This window comes from Sphingosinicella sp., from assembly GCF_013911755.1.
Taxonomy (GTDB): Bacteria; Pseudomonadota; Alphaproteobacteria; order Sphingomonadales; family Sphingomonadaceae; genus Sphingosinicella.
In genome coordinates this window covers 25,288-46,363 of record NZ_JACESP010000009.1, presented here as the reverse complement: position 1 = coordinate 46,363, position 21,076 = coordinate 25,288, and the positions used below count along the sequence as shown (strand labels likewise).

The following is a 21,076-nucleotide window of genomic DNA, read 5'->3' as shown; positions in this document are numbered from 1 at the left end:
TGCGTTCCGCGACACATGTCGGCGGCGGCAAGGCGCAATCGCCCGCTTTCGTCACGCGATAGGCGTGTCGCGGCGATGACGCAAGAGACGAACCGGCAGGGCGCCTGTTTGACTTGATCCCTTCCGGCTGTACCACTCGGGCAACCGTGGAGACCCGATTCAGGACGAAAATGGCAGATCAGCAGACGGAGACCGACTCGCTCGTGTTCGACCGGATCATGGATGCGATCGTCACGCAGCGCCTCGCGCCAGGCCAGAAGGTTTCCGAGAATATCCTCACGCGCATGTTCGGCATCAGCCGCACGGCGGCGCGCAACGCCATGGAGCAGATGACCGCGCAGCAGTTCATGGTCTCGAACTCGCCGCGGATCACGCGGATCGCGCCGCTCACGCTGCGCGACGTGAAGGAGAACTTCACGATCCGCAAAATGATGGAGCCGAGCATCCTCTCGATGATCTCGCCCCAGATCGAGGAGGCGGAGTTCAAGCGGCGCAACGACGCGATCTTCCACGAAGGCCCGATCGAGACCGATGAGGACGCGCTGCGGATTCTGAAGGCGAACCGGAACTTCAACCTCTATATCGCGCAGCAGACGCAGTTTCAGCTGCTGATCAGCTGGGTCCGGCAGCTCGAGGAAACGACGATGCGGATCTACTGGATCTACATCAAGCTCACCAAGTCCATGCCTTACCCGTGGGAGCAGCACAAAAGCCTGCTGGAGCTGGTGAAGAACAACCAGACCGACGAAATCCGCAGGCATACGCTGATGATGATCTCGTCCTGCGAGGACCGGGTCCTCCACGCGATCTTCACGCACGGCAAGCTGAACGCGCACAGCCTGAGCCTCTGAGGGCGATTTCCCGCCTGCACGGGGCGCAGGTTTCAAGCTGCGCGCCTTCGCGGACGCGAAACGATCGCCGCCAAGTGTCCTTCAGCGGAATATGGCAGCCTTAATTTTAGAAAAATCTCCAATAAGGCTGCTTTATTTCCAATCAGGAATACGTTATCAATTTCCTTGCGCTGAAAAACTCGGTGGAACCGAGAGCGGTCAAAGGGGAAATCCAGATGATATTCAGGTCCAAATTCAAGAGCTTGGCTGGTGTGGCGCTGTGGGCCGTGGCGGCTCCGGCACTGGCGCAGACGGCCGGCGATGCCGCGCAGGCGGATGAAGCCGCCGAGTCCGAGATCATTACGGTCACCGGCACGCGCATCAAGGGCAACTTCGAGGCGCCGACCCCGGTCCAGGCCATCGGCACCGAACTCATCGACCAGCGCGGCACGACGAACGTCGCCAACGTCCTCAACGAAATTCCTGCCTTCACGGGCACGCTGACGCCCGCGTCCACGAACCTCAACAGCCGTCAGAACGGCGTGAACGTGGTCGACCTGCGCGGGCTCGGCCCCAATCGCAACCTCGTGCTCGTCAATGGCCGTCGCTCGACGCCGTTCGATGAATTCGAGAACGTCGACCTCAACGTCGTGCCGTCGCTCGCGATCGAGCGCGTCGACGTCGTTACTGGTGGTGCTTCTGCGGCATACGGTTCGGATGCGATCTCGGGCGTCATCAACCTCGTTTATAACGAGCGGCTCGACGAGCTGAAGCTGAACGCGCAGTACGGGCTTGCCGATCGCGGCGATGCCGAAAACCTGCGCCTGTCGGCCGCTTGGGGCAATGCCTTCGACGAAGGTCGGGGCCACATTCTGCTGGCCGCCGATTACGACGACAACAAGGGCATCCCGAAGGCGTCCGCGCGCAAGTGGCAGCGCCGCAGCCCGGCGATCGTCTCCAATCCGGACGACACGGGTTCGAACGACGGTATTCCGGAGTACGTGTTCCGCGATAACGCCGTTCTGTTCCTCGGCAGCCCGAACGGCGTAACGCTTCCGTTGGGCTTCGCGACCGACAACCTCGAGTTCTTCCCGGATGGCATTGCGCGCACGCGCATCCTCGGCGACATCGGCGGCAATCTGATGATCGGGGGAAGCGGCTCGCGTCTCGCGGATCAGACGGCACTGGTCGTTCCTACCGAGCGTTTCAACGTGCTCGCGGCCGTGAACTATGAAGTTTCGGACGGCGTGCAGGTCTTCGGCGAGGCGAGCTTCGCACGTTCGAAGTCGCGCGGCGCGCTGGTGAATGCCTTCACCTTCGGCGATGTGGTGATCACGCCCGACAATCCCTATCTGCCTGCAGATGTCGCCGCGCTCGGCGATCCGGTCGTGCTGTTCCGCACGTTCGAGGAATTCGATCCGATCACGTCGGCGTCGCTCACCGAAAGCATGCGTTTTGTCGGCGGCTTCAAGGGTGAGTTCGGATCGAACTGGAACTGGGAAGTTTCTGCCCAGTACGGTCAGACCGATTTCAGCAACAAGCAGTACAACAACCTGCTCGTCGGCAACCTTGTCAAGGCGGCCGATGCGGTCGCGGTCGGTGACGATATCGTTTGCCGCGTCAACGCGGATGCGGACCCGCTCAACAACGATTCAGCCTGCGTACCGATCAACCTGTTCGGCAAGGGTTCGCCGAGCCAGGGCGCGATCGATTACATTACCGAAACCGGTATCTCGAAGACGCGCATCAAGCAGTCGGTCTTTGCGGCCGAAATCGGCGGCGAAGTGTTCGAAGGCTGGGCCGGTCCGATTCTCGCCACGGTCGGCGCAGAGCATCGTACGCAGAAGCTGAACCGCACGGTGAACGCGCCCAATGACAACGAGGAATTCCTCATCGTCAACGCGCAGCCGCTCAAGGGCAAGTATGACGTGACCGAAGGCTTCGCCGAGGTTGCCATTCCGCTGATCGGCGGCGACCAGCGCCTCGATTTCAACGGTGCGGCGCGCTATACGCATTATTCCACGGTTGGCGATGTCGTCACGTGGAAGGCCGGTCTCACCTTCGAGCCGACGGACTTCCTGCGTTTCCGCGGCACGATCTCTCGCGACATCCGCGCGCCGAGCATTGGCGAGACCTTCGTCGAAACCGTGCTCCTGTTCGCGAATCTCGCCAATCCGTTCGATCCGGACAGCACGGGGACGTCGCTGGTTCGCGTTCCGCTTTCGGGCAACCCCGACCTCACTGAGGAGCGGGCGACCACGAAGACGATCGGTGCGGTCCTGACGCTCGGCAGCTTCCGCGCCTCGCTTGATTTCTGGGATATCAATCTCAAGGGTGCGATCGGTTCGCTCAACGCTCAGGATATTGTGAACCGCTGCTATGCCGGCGAGGCGGAAATGTGCGAGTTCATCACCTTCGGGCCCGACGATGAACTCGAAGAGGTCCGCCAGCAGAACCTGAACCTCGGTACATACAAGCTGCGTGGTCTCGATTTCGAGGCGCGGTACGCGACCGACCTTGGCAATGGAACGCTGGGTCTCGGCGCGGTGGCGAGCTATCTTATTCACAAGAAGATCGCGCCTTCGGGCGGCACGCCGCTCGATGTTGCCGGCGAACTCGGCGGACGCAATGGCGGCGGAATGCCCGATTTCAAGGCGACGCTTTCGGCCAACTATGACGCCGAACGCTGGGGCGCCTTCGTGCAGGCACGCTATATCGACGGCGGTGTCTACGACGTCACCTTCGGCCCCGAGGACCTTTCGAAGAAAGACAACAACATCGGTGCCGTGGTCTACGTCGACATGTCGGTGAAGTACAAACTCGAAAACCTGTTCGGTTCGAGCAGCGAGATCTACGCCGGTGTCGACAATCTGTTCGATCGGACGCCGCCGGTTGCGCCAATCGACTTCATCTCGAACTCGGCGACCAACGCGTCGATCTACGATGTCATCGGGCGTAAAGTTTACGTCGGCGTTCGCGCGCGGTTCTAATCATGGCTGGCCCGGCCCGCGTTCTGCGCGGGCCGGGCTTCAGCTTCAGCCCAGAATATTGAACGAAATTTCTGCCCGCAGGCCGAAGGCGAGCGCATTGCGCACGGTCGGGTCGGCGCCGGGATTGATGATGTAGTGCGCGCTCGGCTGGAGAGACAGCCACGATGCGACAGGCGCGCGATAGGTCAGCTCGAAAGCGACCTCGGCGTTATCCGCCGGAACCACACGTTTATACGCGCCCCCGGTGAAAGCTGCGGCAACCGCGAACCCGAGCTGATCCTCGTCGCGGCCCTTGAACGGCCCCGTGTAGTTGAGGCCGGCACTGGCGAATTTGCCGAAAGTGTTGAAGCGTCCGTCGGCGATGCCGAGGCGGGCGAAGGCGGCAAGGCCCTGCGCCGGATCGCCTGATTCCTCGAACAATGCGGTCTCGCCGCGTACATAGAGACCGTCATTGCCGCGCTCGCTGTTTCCCGTGTGGTCGTCGAACCGCGCCGTGTAGCTCCAGCCGCCAAGCAGAAGCCGGCCGTGCGGCAGCGGCGCCTCGATCTCGGCGACGAGAAGCGCGCCGTCGCCGTCGCCCAGTTTCACCGCCGTGCGCTTCGGCCGATCGGGATCGCCCGGAACCCCGTCGAGCACGGCTGCGCGCACCACCCAGCCTTCGGCAGGTTCAATGGAAACCCGCGCGGCCAGCGACGTCGAGGGGAAGATCGACGGACCGTTTTCACCCGTCTGGGCGAAATCCGTACCAATGCCGTGCGGGCTGCTGACGAAGAGGCCGGAGGCATCAAGCGCGTCGAACTCCGAATTGAGATCGTAGAGGCCGACCTTCAGCGATCCGCCCACGAATTTCTGCTCGATCCACGCTTCGTAGAGCCGGAACGCCTGCACGCCGGTTTCGATGTTGCTCGCCGTTTGCGCATCGCCGGCAAGCTCGCTGAACGACTTGCCGTTGTTGTAGAGGCCATAGACGTGGGCGCTCGCGCCCTTCCACCCGGCGATCGCTTCGAGATCGGCTTCGGCGACGATGTCGAGATTATCGAGATAGCGACTGCCGCGCTTGATGCCGCCGGACACATTCGACATCACCTCGCCCGTGTAGGTCGCCTGGAGCAGCAGCGGCGCATGGCTCTCGTCGATTTCCCCCCGGCTATGCGTGTGACCGTGTGGAAGATGACCTTCCGAGGCCAATGCGGGGAATGAAACAAAGACTGCAACACTCGCGAGCGCACGAAAACGCATAAAACCCTCCCGACTTTGCGAACCATTTTCAATATTAATTATGAGATAACGGCATCATTTATCTAAAGTCGCGCATAACGCGGCCCGCTCGATATCCTTTTGATTTTCCATTTCCCAGAAAAATCTTGTCTTGATTATGAGAATGATTTTCGATTTCGATTTCTATTTAGAAGTATGCGAATAATGCTCTCAATTTAAAGGCCACAGCCGAAGAAAATTCGATCACCCTGGTTCCCGTCCAAACTTCCATCTTGATCGCGCGCTAAATTCTTAATTGCTCTCCGATCGGCAGTGCTCGGATGCGTTTGCCGGTTGCGGCGTGGATTGCATTGCAGAGGGCGGGAGCCACCGGAGGCACGCCGGGTTCGCCGATCCCGCCGGGCGGGGCGTTCCAGTCGCCGCCGCCGACGAGGTGGACCTCCGTGAGCTTCGGCGCGGCATCGATGCGGGTGAGGGCGTAGCTGTCGAAGTTGTCCTGCTGGACGCGGCCCCCCTTGAAGCTGATCTCACCGAGCGTGGCGAGGCTGAGGCCCATCACCACGGAGCCTTCCATCTGCGAACGGATGCGCTCCGGGTTCACCTGGGGGCCGCAGTCGACTGCGATGTCGGCGCGCTCGACGATGAGTTCGCCGTCCTTCACCGAGACCTCGATCGCGCAGGCCGTGTAGCTGACGAAGCTGTAGTGCGCGGCAATGCCGAGACCGCGGCCTGCAGGCAGCGATCGGCCCCAGCCGATGCCCTTGGCAGCGGCATTGATCACCGCCTTCAGCCGCGCGGTGTCAAGCGGGTAGCGCGCCGGATCTTCGCCCTGGTTGGTGGTGTCGGCCATCGCGCGCGGGTCGATCGTGCGGTCCGGGCCGATGAGCGCGAGGAGGTAGTCCTTCGGGTCGCGCCCCGCGGCGGCGGCGAGCTCGGCGACGAACGACTGCACTGCAAAGCAGTGCGGGATGTTGGAGACCGAGCGGAACCAGCCGATGCGCGTGTGCGCGGTCGCTGCGCAGGTCTCCGCGCGGAAGTTCGGAACCGCGAACGGCACGTTGCGCAGCCCCATGCCCTGCTCGAACGGTAGCTGGTGCTTCGGGTCCGGCCCGAAGATCGAGCCGATCGATGGCGCCGCGCTGCGGTGGCGCCACGCCACCGTGCGGCCACTCGTATCGAGCCCGCCCTCCAGCCGCTCGACCGAAACGGTGTGAAAGTAGCTGTGGTGCAGGTCGTCCTCGCGCGTCCACACCACCTTCACGGGCTTGCCGCCCGCCGCCCGGCTGAGCAGCGCCGCTTCGAGCACGTAGTCGGGCTTGGATTTGCGCCCGAACCCGCCACCGAGCAGCGTCTGATGGATCGTCACATCGGCGACCGGGATCTTGAGCGCCTCGGCGATGAGGTCGCGCGCGGCCTGCGGGTCCTGCGTGCAGGCCCAAGCCTCGCAGCGGTCCGCGCCGGTGCGTGCGAGCGCCATCGGCGGCTCCATCGGCGCCTGCGCGAGGTGCGGGAGATAATACTCCGCCGCGATGCGCTTGGCCGCCTTGCCGAGCGCGGCTTCGGCGTCGCCGTCGCTGCGGGAAACCTGCCCCGGCGCGCGCGCCGCGCGTTCGAGCTCTGCGCGATAAACGTCCGAGTCGTATGCCGCGTTCGGTCCGTCGTCCCATGCGATGGTGAGCGCGTCGCGGCCCTTGATCGCGGCCCAGGTATTCGTCGCCAGCACGGCGACGCCGCCGAGTGGCTGGAACGCGGACGGGAGCGTCGGTGCGGGCAGGTCGACGATCTGGACGACGCCGGGCACCTTCAGCGCTGCGGTCTTGTCCGCGCTCTTCACCTTGCCGCCGTAGACCGGCGGGCGGGCAATGACGGCGTAAAGCATGTCCGGTAGGCGCGCGTCGATGCCGTAGTCCGCGCGGCCCGTCGTCATGGCGAGACCGTCCACCGAAGCCATATTGCGGCCGATGTAGCGGAACGCCGACGGCGTCTTCAGCGTCACCGTGCCCCGGTCTGGCACCGCGAGCGCCGCAGCGTCCTTCGCGAGCGCGCCGTAGCCGAGTTTGCGGCCGCTCGGGCGGTGGATGACCTCGTGCAGCTGTGCCGCGACCTCGGCGACGGGCACGCTCCAGCGCTTCGCGGCGGCGGCTTCGAGCATCGTGCGCGCGGCCGCGCCGCAGCGACGGAGCGGGAGGAACAGGTGGCGCATACTGCGCGAGCCGTCGGTGTTCTGGTTGCCGTAGCGCGCCTCGTCGCCCACGGCCTGCTCGACGCGCACGCGGCTCCAGTCCGCCTCCAGCTCGTCGGCGATCACCATGGCGAGGCTGGTGCGGATGCCCTGGCCCATCTCGGCGCGGTGGCAGGTGATGGTGATCGTGCCGTCCTCGGCGATTGCCACGAACAGGGTGGGGTCGTCGCGCCAGCCGCCGGACTGTGCGTCGGCGCCGTACTTCTGGGTTTCGGCGGAGGCGGAGCGGGGGAGGGTGACCGCGAGGACCAGCGCGCCGCCCGCGCCGAGGAGGCTGCGGCGGCTGATGTTGACGATGTCGTCCGCGGCGCTCATGCGGTCACCGCTGAAGTCGCCGCCTTGATCGCGGCGCGGATGCGCGCGTAGGTGCCGCAGCGGCAGATGTTGCCCGCCATGGCCGCGTCGATGTCCGCGTCCGTGGGCTTCGGGGTTTCGGCGAGCAGCGCCGCCGCCTGCATGATCTGGCCGGACTGGCAGTAGCCGCACTGCGCGACGGCGTGCTCGCGCCAAGCGCGCTGCACGGCATGGTCGCCGCTTTCCGACAGACCCTCGATCGTCGTCACCGACTGGCCTTCCACCGCCGACATCGGAAGCTGGCACGACCGCATCGCCGCGCCGTCCACATGCACGGTGCACGCGCCGCACAGACCCGCGCCGCAGCCGAACTTGGTGCCGGTCAATCCCGCGAGATCGCGCACGTACCAGAGCAGCGGCATGTCGGGATCGCCGTCATACGCGTGCTTTTTGCCGTTGATAATCAATTGCATAGACCGACCTCCGCATCTTCAGTCTATCGGTGTTTGCCCCCCGGTGCCTACCGGGAAATCACTGTCGCGGCGCCGACGACGCCTCCCACGCATCTTCGGTCGTCGCGACAAGCGCTTTCATCGTCGTCCAACGGCGAGCGCCGGGCACGTCGCGGGCGCCGCGGATCGCGGCCAAAGCGAAGGCGCGCAGGCGCGCGCGAACGCGCGTTTTCTCCACCTCGGGCCACGTCTCGAACGGGTGCGGCCCGCGCACCACGACGAGCTCCTTAAGCCCCGGCACGCGGTCGTAGGAGGCGATCGTGCCTTCAAGGCTGGCGGCATAATCCCAGAGGCCGCGCGCGAAGAACGCGGCAGGCCATGTCTTCATGCCCGCAAGGATCGCCGATCCGGGGAAGAAGACGATGTTGTGCTCGATCTGGCTCGCGCCGATGAACAGACCGCGATCCTTGCCGAGGCCGCGCGCTTCATCCTCGGGCGTGGGCGTCGCGGAAACGAAACCGGGGCCGCTCGTAAATTCCGCCATAAGCATCGCGCCCTTGATGGACGGGTCGCGGCGGGGGGGCGTGCAGACGATCTCGGGAAGGTCGTAGCTGCAGTCCTTGTCGAAGTTCATCGTCATCGCCCAGCCGGTCGCCATCGTGCCGCGCGAGTTGCCGAGCAATAGCGTGGGCAGTTCACCGGCCTTGCCGCGCAGCGCACGGGCCGCATCGGCGCCCGCATAGAGCCTGCCCTTTGGCGATAGTGCGCGCATCCCTTCGCCCGAGCGGAGGCTGGCGAGCGCCGCGAGCAGATCGCGGCCTTGCTGCAGCGTGTTGGTGTCGCTGTAGCCGCTCGAAACGCCGACCCCGCGCCGGTCGTAGGCGAGTACGTCGAAGCCCGCCGCGTGGAACATCGCCATCAGCGATCGCCACCCGGCCTGGCCGGGCGATCCGGTACGCGTGTTCGGGAATGCATTGATCGCGGTTTTCCGGGTTTCGGGATGAATGCTGTAAAGCCGGTCCTCGGGATGGTCGATCGCGGCGAGGCGGGTGCCGCCGCCGCCGCTCATCACGATAAGCGCGCGGACCGTGCGGCCCTTCGCATCCGGCACGCCGCGCCCCTGCATATACCAGCCGCGCAGTTTGACCGGCGCTTCGATCCCCTTGTGGATACGCTCGTGTGCTTCGGCGGGGGCGGTGAATTCGACCGTGTAGGTGCTTGCTTCGACGGCGGCGATGGGTTCGCGATAGGGCGCCTGTCCGAAGAACGCCGGGCGCCGCATCGCCGCGAGATCGGCTTTTTCGTCGGTCTTGCCGAGCAGGTGGCGGTGGTGCGGATCGGTGATCCGCTTTTCGCGGTTCGGAGGCTTGCGGCCGTTCACGACCGGCGACACGCGCGCGGCGCACACGGGATCGGCCTTGCACTGAAGCCAGCGCGCGCGGAGCACGGGCTCCGCGAATTCATCGACGTAGAAATCGCCCTTATAATCCGCCGGGGGCCTCGCACCCACGGTCGTGAACGGAACGCAGATCTTCGCGCCCGTCTTTGAAGCGATCAGGTAGCCGGGCAGAACCATGTCTCGGTCATAAGCGACGTAGGCTTCGCAATCGGGCGGCGGAAAGCGCCCGGCATCGGCCGCCCCGCCCATCATCGCGAACAGCAAGGCCGCGTGCAGCATGGCAATCGTCCTCAGCCGAGCGTCGAGCGAACGGTGGGAAGCGACATTGCCGCCGAATTCACGTTGACGCTGCGGTCGAACGTCATCGTGTCGCCGTCGAAGCGGCACACGACGGTGTCGCGGAAGGCGGTTTCGGCGAACTGCCAGACCATCTCGAACGTGTCCGGCGCGGTCCAGCGGCCTCCCGCGACGACGACCATCGAGGCGGGCTGATACTGGTGGTGCAGCTTGTTGCCGGTCACGCTCGTGCGGCCTTCGATCCAGCGGCCGAGGCCGACATCGATGCTGTGCTCGCCCCGCGCATCGCGCATCGTGAAGCGGCAGCGATCGCCTTCGAAGGCGAAGCCGAAACTCTCGATGCCATCGGCGTTTTCGGCGGCCTTGAAGTGCTTGCCCGAAATCCGCGCCGCGACCGGCGAGGTCGTGGCGGGAAGCGCCGGGAGCAGCGACAACGTGCGTGTGCGCTCCACAAGCTCGGCATAGGCGGCGTCCTTCGGCTGCAGGCTCGCGGCGCCAAATGCGGCAGGGAAGTGCTTGTCGACGATGGGGGAGAGCATCTCGCTCTTGCGGATCGCGCCCGTGACGGCGAGCACGGCGTCGTGATCGGGAAAGACGATCGACATCTGCGTGAACAGACCGACCGCATAGTACGTGTTGTTCGCGCCGATCCACCACTGATAGCTGTATTCGCCTTCCGCCACCTGCGGCTTGCTCACCGCCTCCACCCATGCGGGGGAGAGGATTTGCTGCCCGTTCCAGCGGCCCTTCTGCGCGTAAAGCATCCCGAGCTTGAGCGCGTCGGCAGTCTTGAAAGTGAGGCCGTTGCCGCCCGGGTTGATCCCGCCCGGCCCCACGTCCCAGCTGAGCCCGGTGATGCCGAGCGGTTTGAAGAAGCGCGGTTCCATGTAATCGCGCAGCGTCTGCCCGGTCACTTTGGTGACGATGGCCGACAGCATGAAGCTCGCCGCGCTCGAATAGACGAAGCGCGTGCCCGGCTTGTGGACGACGGGCACCTTGAAGAATTCAGCGACCCAGCTCGTCTTGATCTGCCGCCATACCGAGCCGGAGATTTCCTCGGCGTGGCCGGCGCGCATCGTGAGGAGATCGCGCACGGTCATCGCGGCGAGGTTTTCGCTCACTGTGGGCGGCAGCTCGTCGGGGAAGAAGGAAATCACCTTGTCGTCGATACCGAACAGGCCTTCCTGCATCGCGATGGCTACCCCCGAGACGGCGACGCTCTTCGTGAGCGAATGCATCATGTGCGGCCGGTCCGCGCGGTAGGGCGCCCACCAGCCTTCGCTGATCACGTCGCCGCCGCGCGACAGCATGAAGCTGTGCAGCTCCAGCCCCGCGCCGCGCACCTCGTCGAGGAAGGCAAGGATCGCCTGAGGATCGACGCCGTGCGCTTCGGGGCGGGCGCGGGGCAGGCCGTCGATCGGCGATACGCCCGGTGTTGCCACCCGCGCGCACGCGGCAATGCCCGGCAACGCGATCAGGCCGGCGCCGCCAAGCGTCAATCCGGCGAAGCGCCGCCGCGAAAGGCTGAAGGTGTCCGCTGTGTTCAATGTCGTCTCCCCACGGCGCGCGATGCCGTTCCTCTACACGAACCTAGGAAACCAGTCTGTCGCCAAGCTGTCACCCATCGGACACAGGCGGGACAGGTTTGTGACAGCTAAGGCCGAATATCGTCAGCGCGACATCGGCGTCCGCGCATCGCGCGTGCCGGTTGCGAGTCGCGGCGCGCAGACCATGCGCGCCCGAAAGGGGAAACTCCCGCTCCATCGGGCGGGCAAAAAAAGGGGTGCAGAGAATGACCACAACGTGGAAACGGATCGCGCGCATCGGCGTTAGCGGAATCGCGATGACAGCAGCCGGCCAGGCGATGGCACAGCAGGACGATACCGGCCCGGTGCTCGAGGAGATCGTCGTCACCGCCGACCGTCAGGACAGCTACGGCGCGGATTTCGTGCAGGCGGGCAGCTTCCGCGGCGCGCGCCAGATCGATACGCCGCTCACCGTCAGCGTGATTTCCGAGCAGGTGCTGAAATCGCAGCAGGCGCAGAGCATCCTCGATGCGCTTCGCAACTCGCCGGGCGTCACCAGCTCGCAGACGAGCCCCACGGTGTACAATAACCTCTCGATCCGCGGCATCCCGGTCGAAAACCGCGGCAACTACCGTTTGAACGGCTCGCTGCCGATCGTGAACCTCATCGACCTGCCGCTTGAAAACAAGGTGCGCGTCGAAGCGCTGAAGGGCGCGTCCGCGCTCTATTACGGCTTCACGACGCCGTCGGGCATCATCAACCTCACCACCAAGCGCCCGACGCTCGATCCGGTGCTCTCGGTCGCGGTGAACGGCAACGATCACGGCCAGGTGCAGGGCCATATCGACGCGGGCGGCACGTGGGGCATCCTCGGCGTGCGCGGCAACCTTGTCTACGGCACGGTCGATTCTGGCATCGACAACACGTGGGGCCGCCGCAGCTTCCAGTCGGGCGCGTTCCAGCTCGATCCGTCGGACAGCCTTCAGATCAACCTCGACGTTGAGCATATCTCGAAGCAGGTGACGGAGCCGACCGTCATTCAGGGACGCACCGCGGCCGCATCGCTGATGACCGTGATTCCGGATCTGCCGCGCGCATCGAGCAATCCCGGCAGCAAGGGCTTCATGAACCGCGCCGATGCGACCAACGTTCTCGGCCGGGTTTCGTGGAAGATCACGCCCGCTTGGAACCTCGTGGCCGAAGGCGGCATCTCCTACGTTGAGCGTGATCGCCGCTTCAGCCGCCTCGCCAACTTCGATCCCGTTACCGGCAATGGCGTGTTGACGATGGGTGCCGCCGATGGCCAGCTCTACCGCAACAAGAACGGCCGTATCGAGCTGGCGGGCACGTTCGCGACCGGCCCGGTGATTCACGAGCTGATGATCGGCGCATCGAAGAATATCCGCCGTCAGTATTCGCCGCTCACCGTGTCGTACCTTGCCGGCGGCGCCGGCTCGAACGCGAACTGCATCGCGATCGGCCTTGCTGCCGGCTGCGTGCAGAATCTCTACAACCCGGTTGATCTCAACGACATCCGTTACAGCGGCGGGTCTGCCTATGATCCGACGCGCGACACGTCGATCAAGGACACGGGCTTCTACGCCTTCGATCGGATGCGCTTCGGCGGGCCGAACGACGACATGTTCAGCGTGCTCTTCGGTATCCGCAAATCCATTTACAAGGAAACCGAGGAAACCGTTGCAGGGCCAAGCGAGGAGACCTTCTCCGATAAGCCGATCTCACTTTCCGGCGGTGTCGTGTTCAAGCCGAAAGAATGGATCAGCACCTACGCGACTTATATCGAGGGCCTCGAATCGACCCCCGGCGCGCCGATCGGCACGGAAAATCAGGGTGAAATCCTTCCGGCCAGCAACTCGAAGCAATACGAGGGCGGCATCAAGATCGAGCCACAGAAGGGGCTGCTCTTCACGGCTGCGTATTTCGACATCTCGCGTCAGCTGACCTACACGAACGCCGCCAATTTCTTCGTGAAGGACGGCAAGGCCACGTACCGTGGCTTCGAATTCAGCCTGACCGGCGAAGTGACACCCGATCTTTCGATCTATGGATCGGCGCTGTTCCTCCGTGCGAAGCAGGGTGAAACCGCAAATACGGCGCTCATCGGCAACCGTATCGAAAACACGGCGAAAACGCAGTGGTCGGTCTCGGGTGAATATCGCCTGACCCAGCTTGTCGAAGGCCTCGCAATCAGTGCGGGTGCCTATTACACGGGTGCGCGCGCGATCAACCCGCAGAACTCGCTCTTCCTCCCCGGCTACACGCTCTTCGATCTCGGCGGATCGTACAGCTTCCAGCTCGGCGAGGTCGACATGACCGCGCGCGTCAACGCACAGAACCTCACGGGCAAGAAGTATTTCGCGTCCACGAGCAGCAACTACATCGCCTTCGGCGCGCCGTCGGTGATCAAATTCTCGCTTACCGCGAATATCTTCTAAGCAGGTATTGACCGTTGCCGACCGGCGTAAAAATGTGTGACGCCGGTCGGTGCCTATTGCAACGGACGGTTACATGAATCTCCTTCTGCTTCCTGGCGACGGCATCGGCCCCGAAATCTCCGCTGCCACGCGCCGGGTGCTGGAGGTGCTCGCGGAGACATGCGGCGCGCCGATCGCGATCGAGGAACGCGCCATCGGCTTCGCCAGTCTCGCCGCATCCGGCACGACACTCCCCGATGCGGTGCTGGAGCGGATTCCGCAGGTGGACGGCGTCATCCTCGGGCCGGTTTCGCATTTCGATTATCCCCCGCGCGAAGCGGGCGGCATCAACCCTTCGGCGGCGCTGCGCACGCAGTTCGCACTCTATGCCAACATCCGACCGTGCCGTTCGCGCGCGGGTCTCAGCATCCTTCGGAAACCGATGGATCTCGTGATCGTGCGCGAGAACACCGAAGGCTTCTATTCCGATCGCAACATGCACGCGGGAAGCGGCGAATTCATGCCCGACGAGGACATGGCGCTCTCCATCCGCAAGATCACCGCGAAAGGCGCTTCCCGGGTCGCACGCGCCGCATTCGCTCTGGCGCGCACGCGCCGGAAGAAGGTGACGGCCGTGCACAAGGCGAACGTCTTGAAGCTTTCGGACGGGCTCTTCCTGCGCGAGGTGCGCAAGGTCGCCGCCGAATTCCCCGACGTGGAGCTGGAGGAGATCATCGTCGATGCTGCCGCCGCGCTGCTCATCCGCAGCCCGGACCGGTTCGACGTGATCGTCACCACGAACATGTTCGGGGATATTCTTTCCGACGAAGCCTCTGAGCTTTGCGGCAGCCTCGGCCTCGGCGGATCGATCAACGCGGGCGATGCGATTTGCGTCGCGCAGGCGCAGCACGGCTCCGCGCCCGATATCGCAGGGAAGGGCATCGCCAACCCCACCTCGCTGATCCTATCGGCGGCGATGCTGCTCGATTGGCTGTCGAGCCCGGCTGCCGCGCTGCTGGAGGCGGCGGTCGAGGATGTGCTGGACAATCCCGCCACGCGCACACGCGACATCGGCGGCACGCTCGGCACTGCCGAATTCGGCGATGCCGTGTGCCACGCGATCCGCGCGCGGGGACGGCGATGAACGCGGCGCTGCTGCGGCCGGAAACGCTCGCCGTTCGGAATCGCGGCGGCGGCATCCGCACGCAGCCGATGGTGACGGCGAGGCTGGGCTCGGGGCAGATGCTGAACGGTATCACCACCATCGATCCGGGCTGCGCGGTGCCGCTCCACATCCACAATTGCGAGGAAAGCGTGCTCGTGCTCTCAGGGGAAGGCCGCGCGCACATCGACGGCACGGAGCACGACGTGCGGCCGCGCGACCTGACGTGGATTCCCGCAGGCGTGCCGCATTTCTTCCGCAACGTGTCGGATCATGATCCGCTGGAAATCTTCTGGACCTATGCATCGATCGACGCGACGCGGACGATTGTGGCTACGGGCATCACCACGCGCATCGACGAAGAACACGGCGAATGACGGCCGCCGAAAGCCAGCATGTCGGGCGGCACATTTTCGGGGCGGATGCGGCGGGCTATGCGAGCGCGCGGCCGCATTACCCTGAATCGCTCTACGCCGCTCTGGCAGGCGCGCTCGTGCCGGGCGCCGATGTTTTCGAAATCGGACCGGGAACCGGGCAGGCGAGCCGGCGATTGCTTGCGGCGGATGTGGGCTCGCTCACGCTCGTCGAACCCGATCCCGTGCTTGCGGATGCGCTTGTCGGTTTGGCCGCTAACGTGCGCGTCGTGAATGCGCCGCTTGAGGATGCCGGGTTTGGTGCATCCGCCTTCGATCTCGGCGTTGCGGCCACGTCGTTTCACTGGGTCGATCCTGCGCGCGGGCTTCCGATGGTGCATGATCTTCTGCGCCCCGGCGGCGTCTGGGCGATGTGGTGGAACGTGCTTCACGATCCCGAAGACGATCTGTTCAGCCGGGCCGTCTTGCCGCTGCTGAAAGATGCTGAATTGCCGCCGTCGCTGCGCGGGCCGGAGCAGCGGCATTATTCGCTGTGGACCGATGATCGCCTTGCCGAACTCCGCGCGGCGGGCTTCGCGCACGCGGAGCATCAGATGCATGAAATGACGGTGCGGATGACGGCGGCGGAGATGCGCGCGCTTTATGCGACCTTTTCGATGGTGCGCCGCATGGAGCCGCAGATGCGCGCGCGTGTTCTTGCCGGAATCGAGGCGGTCGGCGAACAGGGCTTCGGCGGGGTCATCGCGCGGCGCTTCCGCGTTCCGTTGTTTATCGCGCGGAAGGCGCGTTAGGCGTGTCAGCGCCGAGACGCGTGGACCTGCCTGGCGCGCTCGGTGCGCGGCTGGCGCGTATGCCGTGGGTGCACCGCATCCTCGCCGAAAACCTGCTGCGCCGCCGCGCGGAGGATGCGGATGCCGATCACGCGGCGGTCGCGTGGCTGGAATGCGGCGACCGGACGATCGAATTGCCCTTCGTGCCCGCGCGGCTCCTCATGCACGATACCACCTGCGGCCCCGCGCTCGTCGATCTTGCCGCGATGCGTTCGGTGATCGCCGCGCAGGGCGGAGATCCGCGCCGGATCGTGCCGGGGCTTCGCGTCGACGTTTCCACCGATCACAGCATTGCCGTCGACAGTTACGGGACGCGCGGCGCGCTTGCCGCCAATCTCGCCGCCGAAATGGCGCGCAACGCCGAACGCTTCGGGCTGATGAAATGGGCGGGCGCGGCCTTCGAAACGCTGCATGTGCATCCGCCCGGCACCGGCATCATGCACACGATCAATCTCGAACGCCTCGCCACTGTCGTCAGCCGTGGGCGCGCGCAGGGGCCCGAATGGCTGTTCCCGGACACGCTGATCGGAACCGACAGCCACACGCCGATGATAAACGGCATCGGTGTCCTCGCCTGGGGTGTCGGCGGGCTCGAGGCGGAAAGCGTCATGCTCGGAATGCCCGTGACGCTGCGCGTGCCGGAGGTCGTCGGCGTGCGGCTGACGGGGCAACTCGGCCCCGGCGTGACGGCGACGGACCTCGCGCTCACCATCACCGAAATGCTGCGCGGCGTGCGTCTCGATGGGCGCTTCGTCGAATTCTTCGGCCCCGGTGTTTCGGCGCTCTCAGCGGGAACGCGCGCGGTCGTCGCGAACATGGCGCCGGAGTTCGGCGGCGCGACGGGCTATTTCCCGCCCGACGACGCCGTGACCGCCTATCTGCGCGCCACGGGCCGCGCGGAGGGCGATATACGGCAGGCGGAGGATTATCTGCGCTGCCAGCAACTCTGGTTCGATTCCGAAGCCGCGCCCGATTATGATCGCGTTCTGCATCTCGGTCTGGATGCCGTCGTGCCGAGTCTCGCCGGGCCGCATCGTCCGCAGGACCGGATTGCGCGCGCGGAAACGTCTGCATCCGCAGAAAGAACTCCCATCGCGCTCGCGGCGATCACCAGCTGCACGAACACGTCCGATCCGCGCCTCCTCGTGACCGCAGGTCTTGTCGCGCGTGCGGCGCTGGCGCGCGGCCTTTCCGTCCCCTCATGGGTGAAGACCAGTCTTGCACCCGGCTCACCGACAGCCGGCGCGCTGCTCGAACGCGCCGGGCTGCGCGCGCCGCTCGAAGCGCTCGGTTTCGCGATCGTCGCCTACGGCTGCACCACGTGCATCGGCAACAGCGGGCCGCTCGCGCCCGCCATGGACGCGCTGATCGCTGAGGGCGCGCATCCCGTCGCGGTGCTTTCGGGCAACCGCAACTTCCCCGGCCGCGTCCATCAGGCGATCCGCGATTCCTATCTCGCGTCGCCGCCGCTCGTCATCGCCTATGCGCTCGCGGGCGATTTCAACCTCGCGATCGAAACCGATCCGCTGGGCATCGCCACCGATGGCGCACCCGTCTTGCTTCGCGACATCTGGCCCGCCGAACACGAGATTGATGCGGCGCTCGCCGCCGCCGCGGATCCCGCCGATTTCGAAACCGCTTATGCCGCTGCCGAAGCCAGCCCCGCGTGGGCCGCGCTGCCCGCGTCCTCAGCCCCGCTCTATCCGTGGGACAACGCATCCACTTACCTGCGCCCGCCCCCCTTCGTCACCACCGATGCCACGCAGCGTCTGGGTCGGTTCACTGCCCGCCCGCTCATCGTGCTCGGCGACGACATCACCACCGATCACATTTCCCCCGCCGGCGCGATCCCCCCGCATGGCGAAGCGGGCCGCTGGCTCATCGAGCGCGGCGAGCGGCCGGATGATCTCAACGTCTTCTCCGCGCGGCGCGGCAACTGGGAAGTGATGCTGCGCGGCCTCTTCACCAACCCCTCCGTGCGCAACCTCCTCGGCGCGGACATTCCGCCCGGATCGACGATCCATGCGCCAAGCGGCGAGGTGCTGCCGCTGTGGCAAGCGGCGGCGCGATACGCCGCTGAAGGAGAGTCCGTGGTCGTTGTCGCGGGGGATCGCTACGGCATGGGATCGTCGCGCGACTGGGCCGCGAAGGGCCAGTACCTGCTCGGCGTGCGCGCCGTGCTCGCCGTGGGCTTCGAGCGCATCCACCGCTCCAACCTCTGCAACATGGGTATCCTGCCGCTCGAACTTCCCGCCGCGCTTTCGCTCGGCACCGGCGACCGCATCGAGATCGACATGCCCGAGGATGCGCTGGCGCCCTCCGCCCCATGCGCCGGGCGCGTGCACCATGCCGACGGTCGCGTTCACGCCTTCACGGCGCGCGCCGCGGTGGAGACGCTCGCCGAGGTTCGGGTGCTGAAAGCGGGCGGTCTGCTGCCGCTGATGCTGCGCGCGTCACTGACAGCTTCGTGAAAGACAAAGGCGCCTAGGATGGTGCAAACACTGGGACTGCCCCCACGTCGGCGGGCACTGAGGGGAACCGCCGGCTGATGCTTTCCATTCTCGCCTTCGGCATGGTCGCGACGTTCATGACTCTGATCATGACGAAGCGGATGTCGGCGATGATCGCGCTCATCATCGTGCCCACCGTGTTCGCGCTGATCGCAGGATTCTCCGCGGGTCTCGGCGAGATGATGCTCGCAGGGATCAGGGACATCGCGCCCACCGGCGTGATGCTGCTGTTCGCGATCCTCTATTTCGGCATCATGATCGACGCCGGCCTCTTCGATCCGCTGACGCGCAAGGTCGTGGAACTCGCGCACGGTGATCCCTTGCGGATCACGATGGGCTCGGCGATTCTCGGGCTCATCGTGGCGCTCGATGGCGACGGCACCACGACCTACATGATCACGCTGTCGGCGCTGCTGCCGCTCTACAGGCACATGAAGATGGATGTGCGCGTGCTCACCTGCATCCTCATCATGGCGGTCGCCGCGATGAACCTGGTGCCGTGGGGCGGGCCGACCTCGCGCGCGGCGATTGCGCTCGGGGTCGATCCGCGCGCGCTGTTCCTGTCGCTCATCCCGCCGGTGCTGACGACGGTCTGCTGGGTGCTGTTCGCCGCATGGATGCTCGGGCGCGCCGAGCGCAAACGGCTCGGCGTTACCGAGCGCGTCGCGATGCCGCCGCCCGGTCAACTCGATCTGTCGACGCCCGACAGCGACGGCACGCCCTCCACGCGCCGCCCCCGCCTTTACTGGTTCAATGCTGCGCTCACAGCCGCGCTGATGGGCATCCTGCTGTTCGGCGACGTGCCGCTGCAGGTGCTGTTCATGGTCGCCTTCGCGATTGCCGCGATGGTCAATTATCCGCAGGTGGAGATGCAGCGCGAGCGCGTCGCCGCTCATGCCTCGAATGCGCTGGCGACAGCGGGGCTCGTTTTCGCCGCCGGAATCTTCACGGGTGTGCTTTCCGGCACGAAGATGGTCGATGCGATGGCGAATACGGTGACGGGCTTCATCCCCGATGCGCTCGGGCCCTATATGGCGCCGATCACCGCGCTCGTCAGCATTCCCTTCACGGTTCTCATCTCCAACGACGCCTTCTATTTCGGGATGCTGCCCGTGCTCGCGCAATCGGCGGAGCATTACGGCATCACGGCGATGGAGATCGCGCGCGCCTCGCTCGTGGGGCAGCAGATACACCTGCTGAGCCCGCTCGTCGCCTCGACCTATCTTCTGGTTGCGACCGCCGGCGTCGAGCTTGGCGACCACCAGCGCTTCACGATGAAATGGGCGCTTGGTGCCTGCGCGGTGTTCATGCTCACGTGCCTGTTTCTCGGCCTGTTTCCCTGGTACGCGTAAACGGCGGTCGGTCTCTATTTTTCGTCGAGCGCAGCCTGCCAATTGGCGAGGAAGCGCTGGCGCCGGATGCGGTCGAGGTTCGCGAGCAGCGCGGGGCCGAGCTTCACCGGGCGCGCAGCGGCGGCGGGCGGTTTGCTGCCCGCGCGGGCCACGACGTCTTCGCGTGAGGGTGCCATGTACGCCCGCGCCAGATGGCGCTGGCCTTCGGCGGAGAGCAGGAAATCGAGCAGCAGCTTCGCCGCGTTCGGCTGCCGCGCCTCGCGCGCGATGAGCGCGATGCGCGAGACGACGAGCGTATAATCGCTCGGCATGACGACGCCGATGTCGGGATTGCGCGCGGCGAGTTCGAGCGCATAGGACCCGAGCGCATTGTAGGCGAACAGGCTGCGGCCGCTTTCGATGTCCGCGAGCAGCGGCCCGCTCGACGTGTGCAGCCGGACGCGGGCGTTGCCGAGCGCGCGGACGAGGGCCATCACGTCCCGGCTGGCATGATAATCCTGCGTCAGCTGCAGATAGCCGAAGCCGGACAGGCGCGGATCGTATGTGGAAACGCGGCCACTGTAGAACGCCGCCTTTGTCCGCAGCAGGCGCTCGAGCGCGGCGTGGGAGCGCGGCACGTCCTTCGCCGGAACGAGACGTTTGTTGTAAGCGATCACCACGGGTTCGGCGGTGACGCCCCAGGCCTCGTTTTTCCAGATCGCCCAGTCGGGCAGATAGGGCTTTTCAGGGGAGGCATAGGCCTGTGCGTAGCCGTCGTTCACCAGCTTGATCTGAAGGTCCATCGCGGAACTCCAGATCAGGTCGCCGGTGGGCTTTCGCGCCCGCGATTCGGCGATGACGCGGTTGTAGAGCGTCGGCGATTCAAGCTCGCGGTAATCGACGCGCAGGAACGGATAGCGCTTGCGGAATGCGTTCAGCGCGCCGACGACCTCGTGCCGGTCAGTGGTCGAATAGACGACGACCGTGCCTTCGCGCCGCGCCGCCGCGATCGTATCCGCATAGGAGCGGGGATAGCCTCGCGGTTGCCCCGCTGCTATCAGCGCGAATGCGGCAGGCAGCAGCAGGAGCGCGCGCCGCCGGGAAACGAAGCTCAGAATTTTGCGAAGCGGCCCGATCACGCGCATAGTGCGCGCAATGTGCGGACCGATCGCCATTCTGTCAAAGA

The 21,076-nt window shown here is 65.4% G+C and carries 14 protein-coding genes; 8 read left to right on the top strand and 6 right to left on the bottom strand.

Going from position 1 to position 21,076, the window contains the following annotated elements; all coding sequences use genetic code 11:
* Positions 1-170 precede the first annotated feature (170 nt).
* Both H2052_RS08215 and H2052_RS08210 read left to right on the top strand, forming a co-directional pair.
* A complete protein-coding gene (locus tag H2052_RS08215) occupies positions 171-851 on the top strand; it encodes a GntR family transcriptional regulator (protein WP_293780017.1) in 681 nt (226 codons plus the stop codon).
* A gap of 215 nt (positions 852-1,066) precedes the next feature.
* Complete coding sequence (locus H2052_RS08210; protein WP_293780015.1) at positions 1,067-3,820, top strand: TonB-dependent receptor; 2,754 nt, start codon at positions 1,067-1,069, stop codon at positions 3,818-3,820.
* Positions 3,821-3,865: 45 nt separating this feature from the next.
* Here H2052_RS08210 and H2052_RS08205 read toward each other — a convergent pair whose 3' ends face one another.
* From H2052_RS08205 to H2052_RS08185, 5 genes are all read right to left on the bottom strand, one after another.
* Complete coding sequence (locus H2052_RS08205; protein WP_293780013.1) at positions 3,866-5,059, bottom strand: carbohydrate porin; 1,194 nt, start codon at positions 5,057-5,059, stop codon at positions 3,866-3,868.
* A gap of 262 nt (positions 5,060-5,321) precedes the next feature.
* Positions 5,322-7,595, bottom strand: coding sequence for a xanthine dehydrogenase family protein molybdopterin-binding subunit (locus tag H2052_RS08200; protein ID WP_293780011.1), 2,274 nt, complete (start codon positions 7,593-7,595; stop codon positions 5,322-5,324).
* Entirely contained in the window at positions 7,592-8,047 is a 456-nt protein-coding gene (locus H2052_RS08195; RefSeq protein WP_293780009.1) for a (2Fe-2S)-binding protein, read from the bottom strand. Before H2052_RS08195 ends, H2052_RS08200 begins: the two co-directional genes overlap by 4 nt.
* 58 nt (positions 8,048-8,105) lie before the next feature.
* Complete coding sequence (locus tag H2052_RS08190; protein ID WP_293780007.1) at positions 8,106-9,704, bottom strand: hypothetical protein; 1,599 nt, start codon at positions 9,702-9,704, stop codon at positions 8,106-8,108.
* A gap of 11 nt (positions 9,705-9,715) precedes the next feature.
* Positions 9,716-11,269 carry a serine hydrolase domain-containing protein gene (locus H2052_RS08185; protein ID WP_293780005.1) on the bottom strand — a complete coding sequence of 518 codons (1,554 nt, stop codon included), beginning with the start codon at positions 11,267-11,269 and terminating at the stop codon, positions 9,716-9,718.
* A gap of 245 nt (positions 11,270-11,514) precedes the next feature.
* Between H2052_RS08185 and H2052_RS08180 the strand changes: the two genes are divergently transcribed.
* The 6 genes from H2052_RS08180 to H2052_RS08155 all read left to right on the top strand — a co-directional run bounded on the left by H2052_RS08180 (position 11,515) and on the right by H2052_RS08155 (position 19,911).
* A complete protein-coding gene (locus H2052_RS08180) occupies positions 11,515-13,704 on the top strand; it encodes a TonB-dependent siderophore receptor (RefSeq protein ID WP_293780003.1) in 2,190 nt (729 codons plus the stop codon).
* Between the two features lie 73 nt (positions 13,705-13,777).
* A complete protein-coding gene (locus tag H2052_RS08175) occupies positions 13,778-14,827 on the top strand; it encodes an isocitrate/isopropylmalate dehydrogenase family protein (protein WP_293780001.1) in 1,050 nt (349 codons plus the stop codon).
* Positions 14,824-15,222, top strand: a complete 399-nt coding sequence (locus H2052_RS08170; RefSeq protein ID WP_293779999.1) for a cupin domain-containing protein — start codon at positions 14,824-14,826, stop codon at positions 15,220-15,222. The genes H2052_RS08175 and H2052_RS08170 overlap by 4 nt, the downstream gene beginning before the upstream one ends.
* Positions 15,219-16,010, top strand: coding sequence for a methyltransferase domain-containing protein (locus H2052_RS08165; protein WP_293779997.1), 792 nt, complete (start codon positions 15,219-15,221; stop codon positions 16,008-16,010). Before H2052_RS08170 ends, H2052_RS08165 begins: the two co-directional genes overlap by 4 nt.
* Positions 16,011-16,012: 2 nt before the next feature.
* Positions 16,013-18,520, top strand: coding sequence for an aconitate hydratase AcnA (gene acnA / locus H2052_RS08160; protein WP_293779995.1), 2,508 nt, complete (start codon positions 16,013-16,015; stop codon positions 18,518-18,520).
* A gap of 77 nt (positions 18,521-18,597) precedes the next feature.
* Entirely contained in the window at positions 18,598-19,911 is a 1,314-nt protein-coding gene (locus H2052_RS08155; RefSeq protein WP_293779993.1) for a CitMHS family transporter, read from the top strand.
* 14 nt (positions 19,912-19,925) lie between these two features.
* On the opposite strand, the gene H2052_RS08150 is transcribed toward H2052_RS08155, so the two are convergent.
* Positions 19,926-21,065: an ABC transporter substrate-binding protein gene (locus H2052_RS08150; protein ID WP_293779991.1), complete on the bottom strand. Its 1,140-nt coding sequence runs from the start codon at positions 21,063-21,065 to the stop codon at positions 19,926-19,928.
* Positions 21,066-21,076 lie beyond the last annotated feature (11 nt).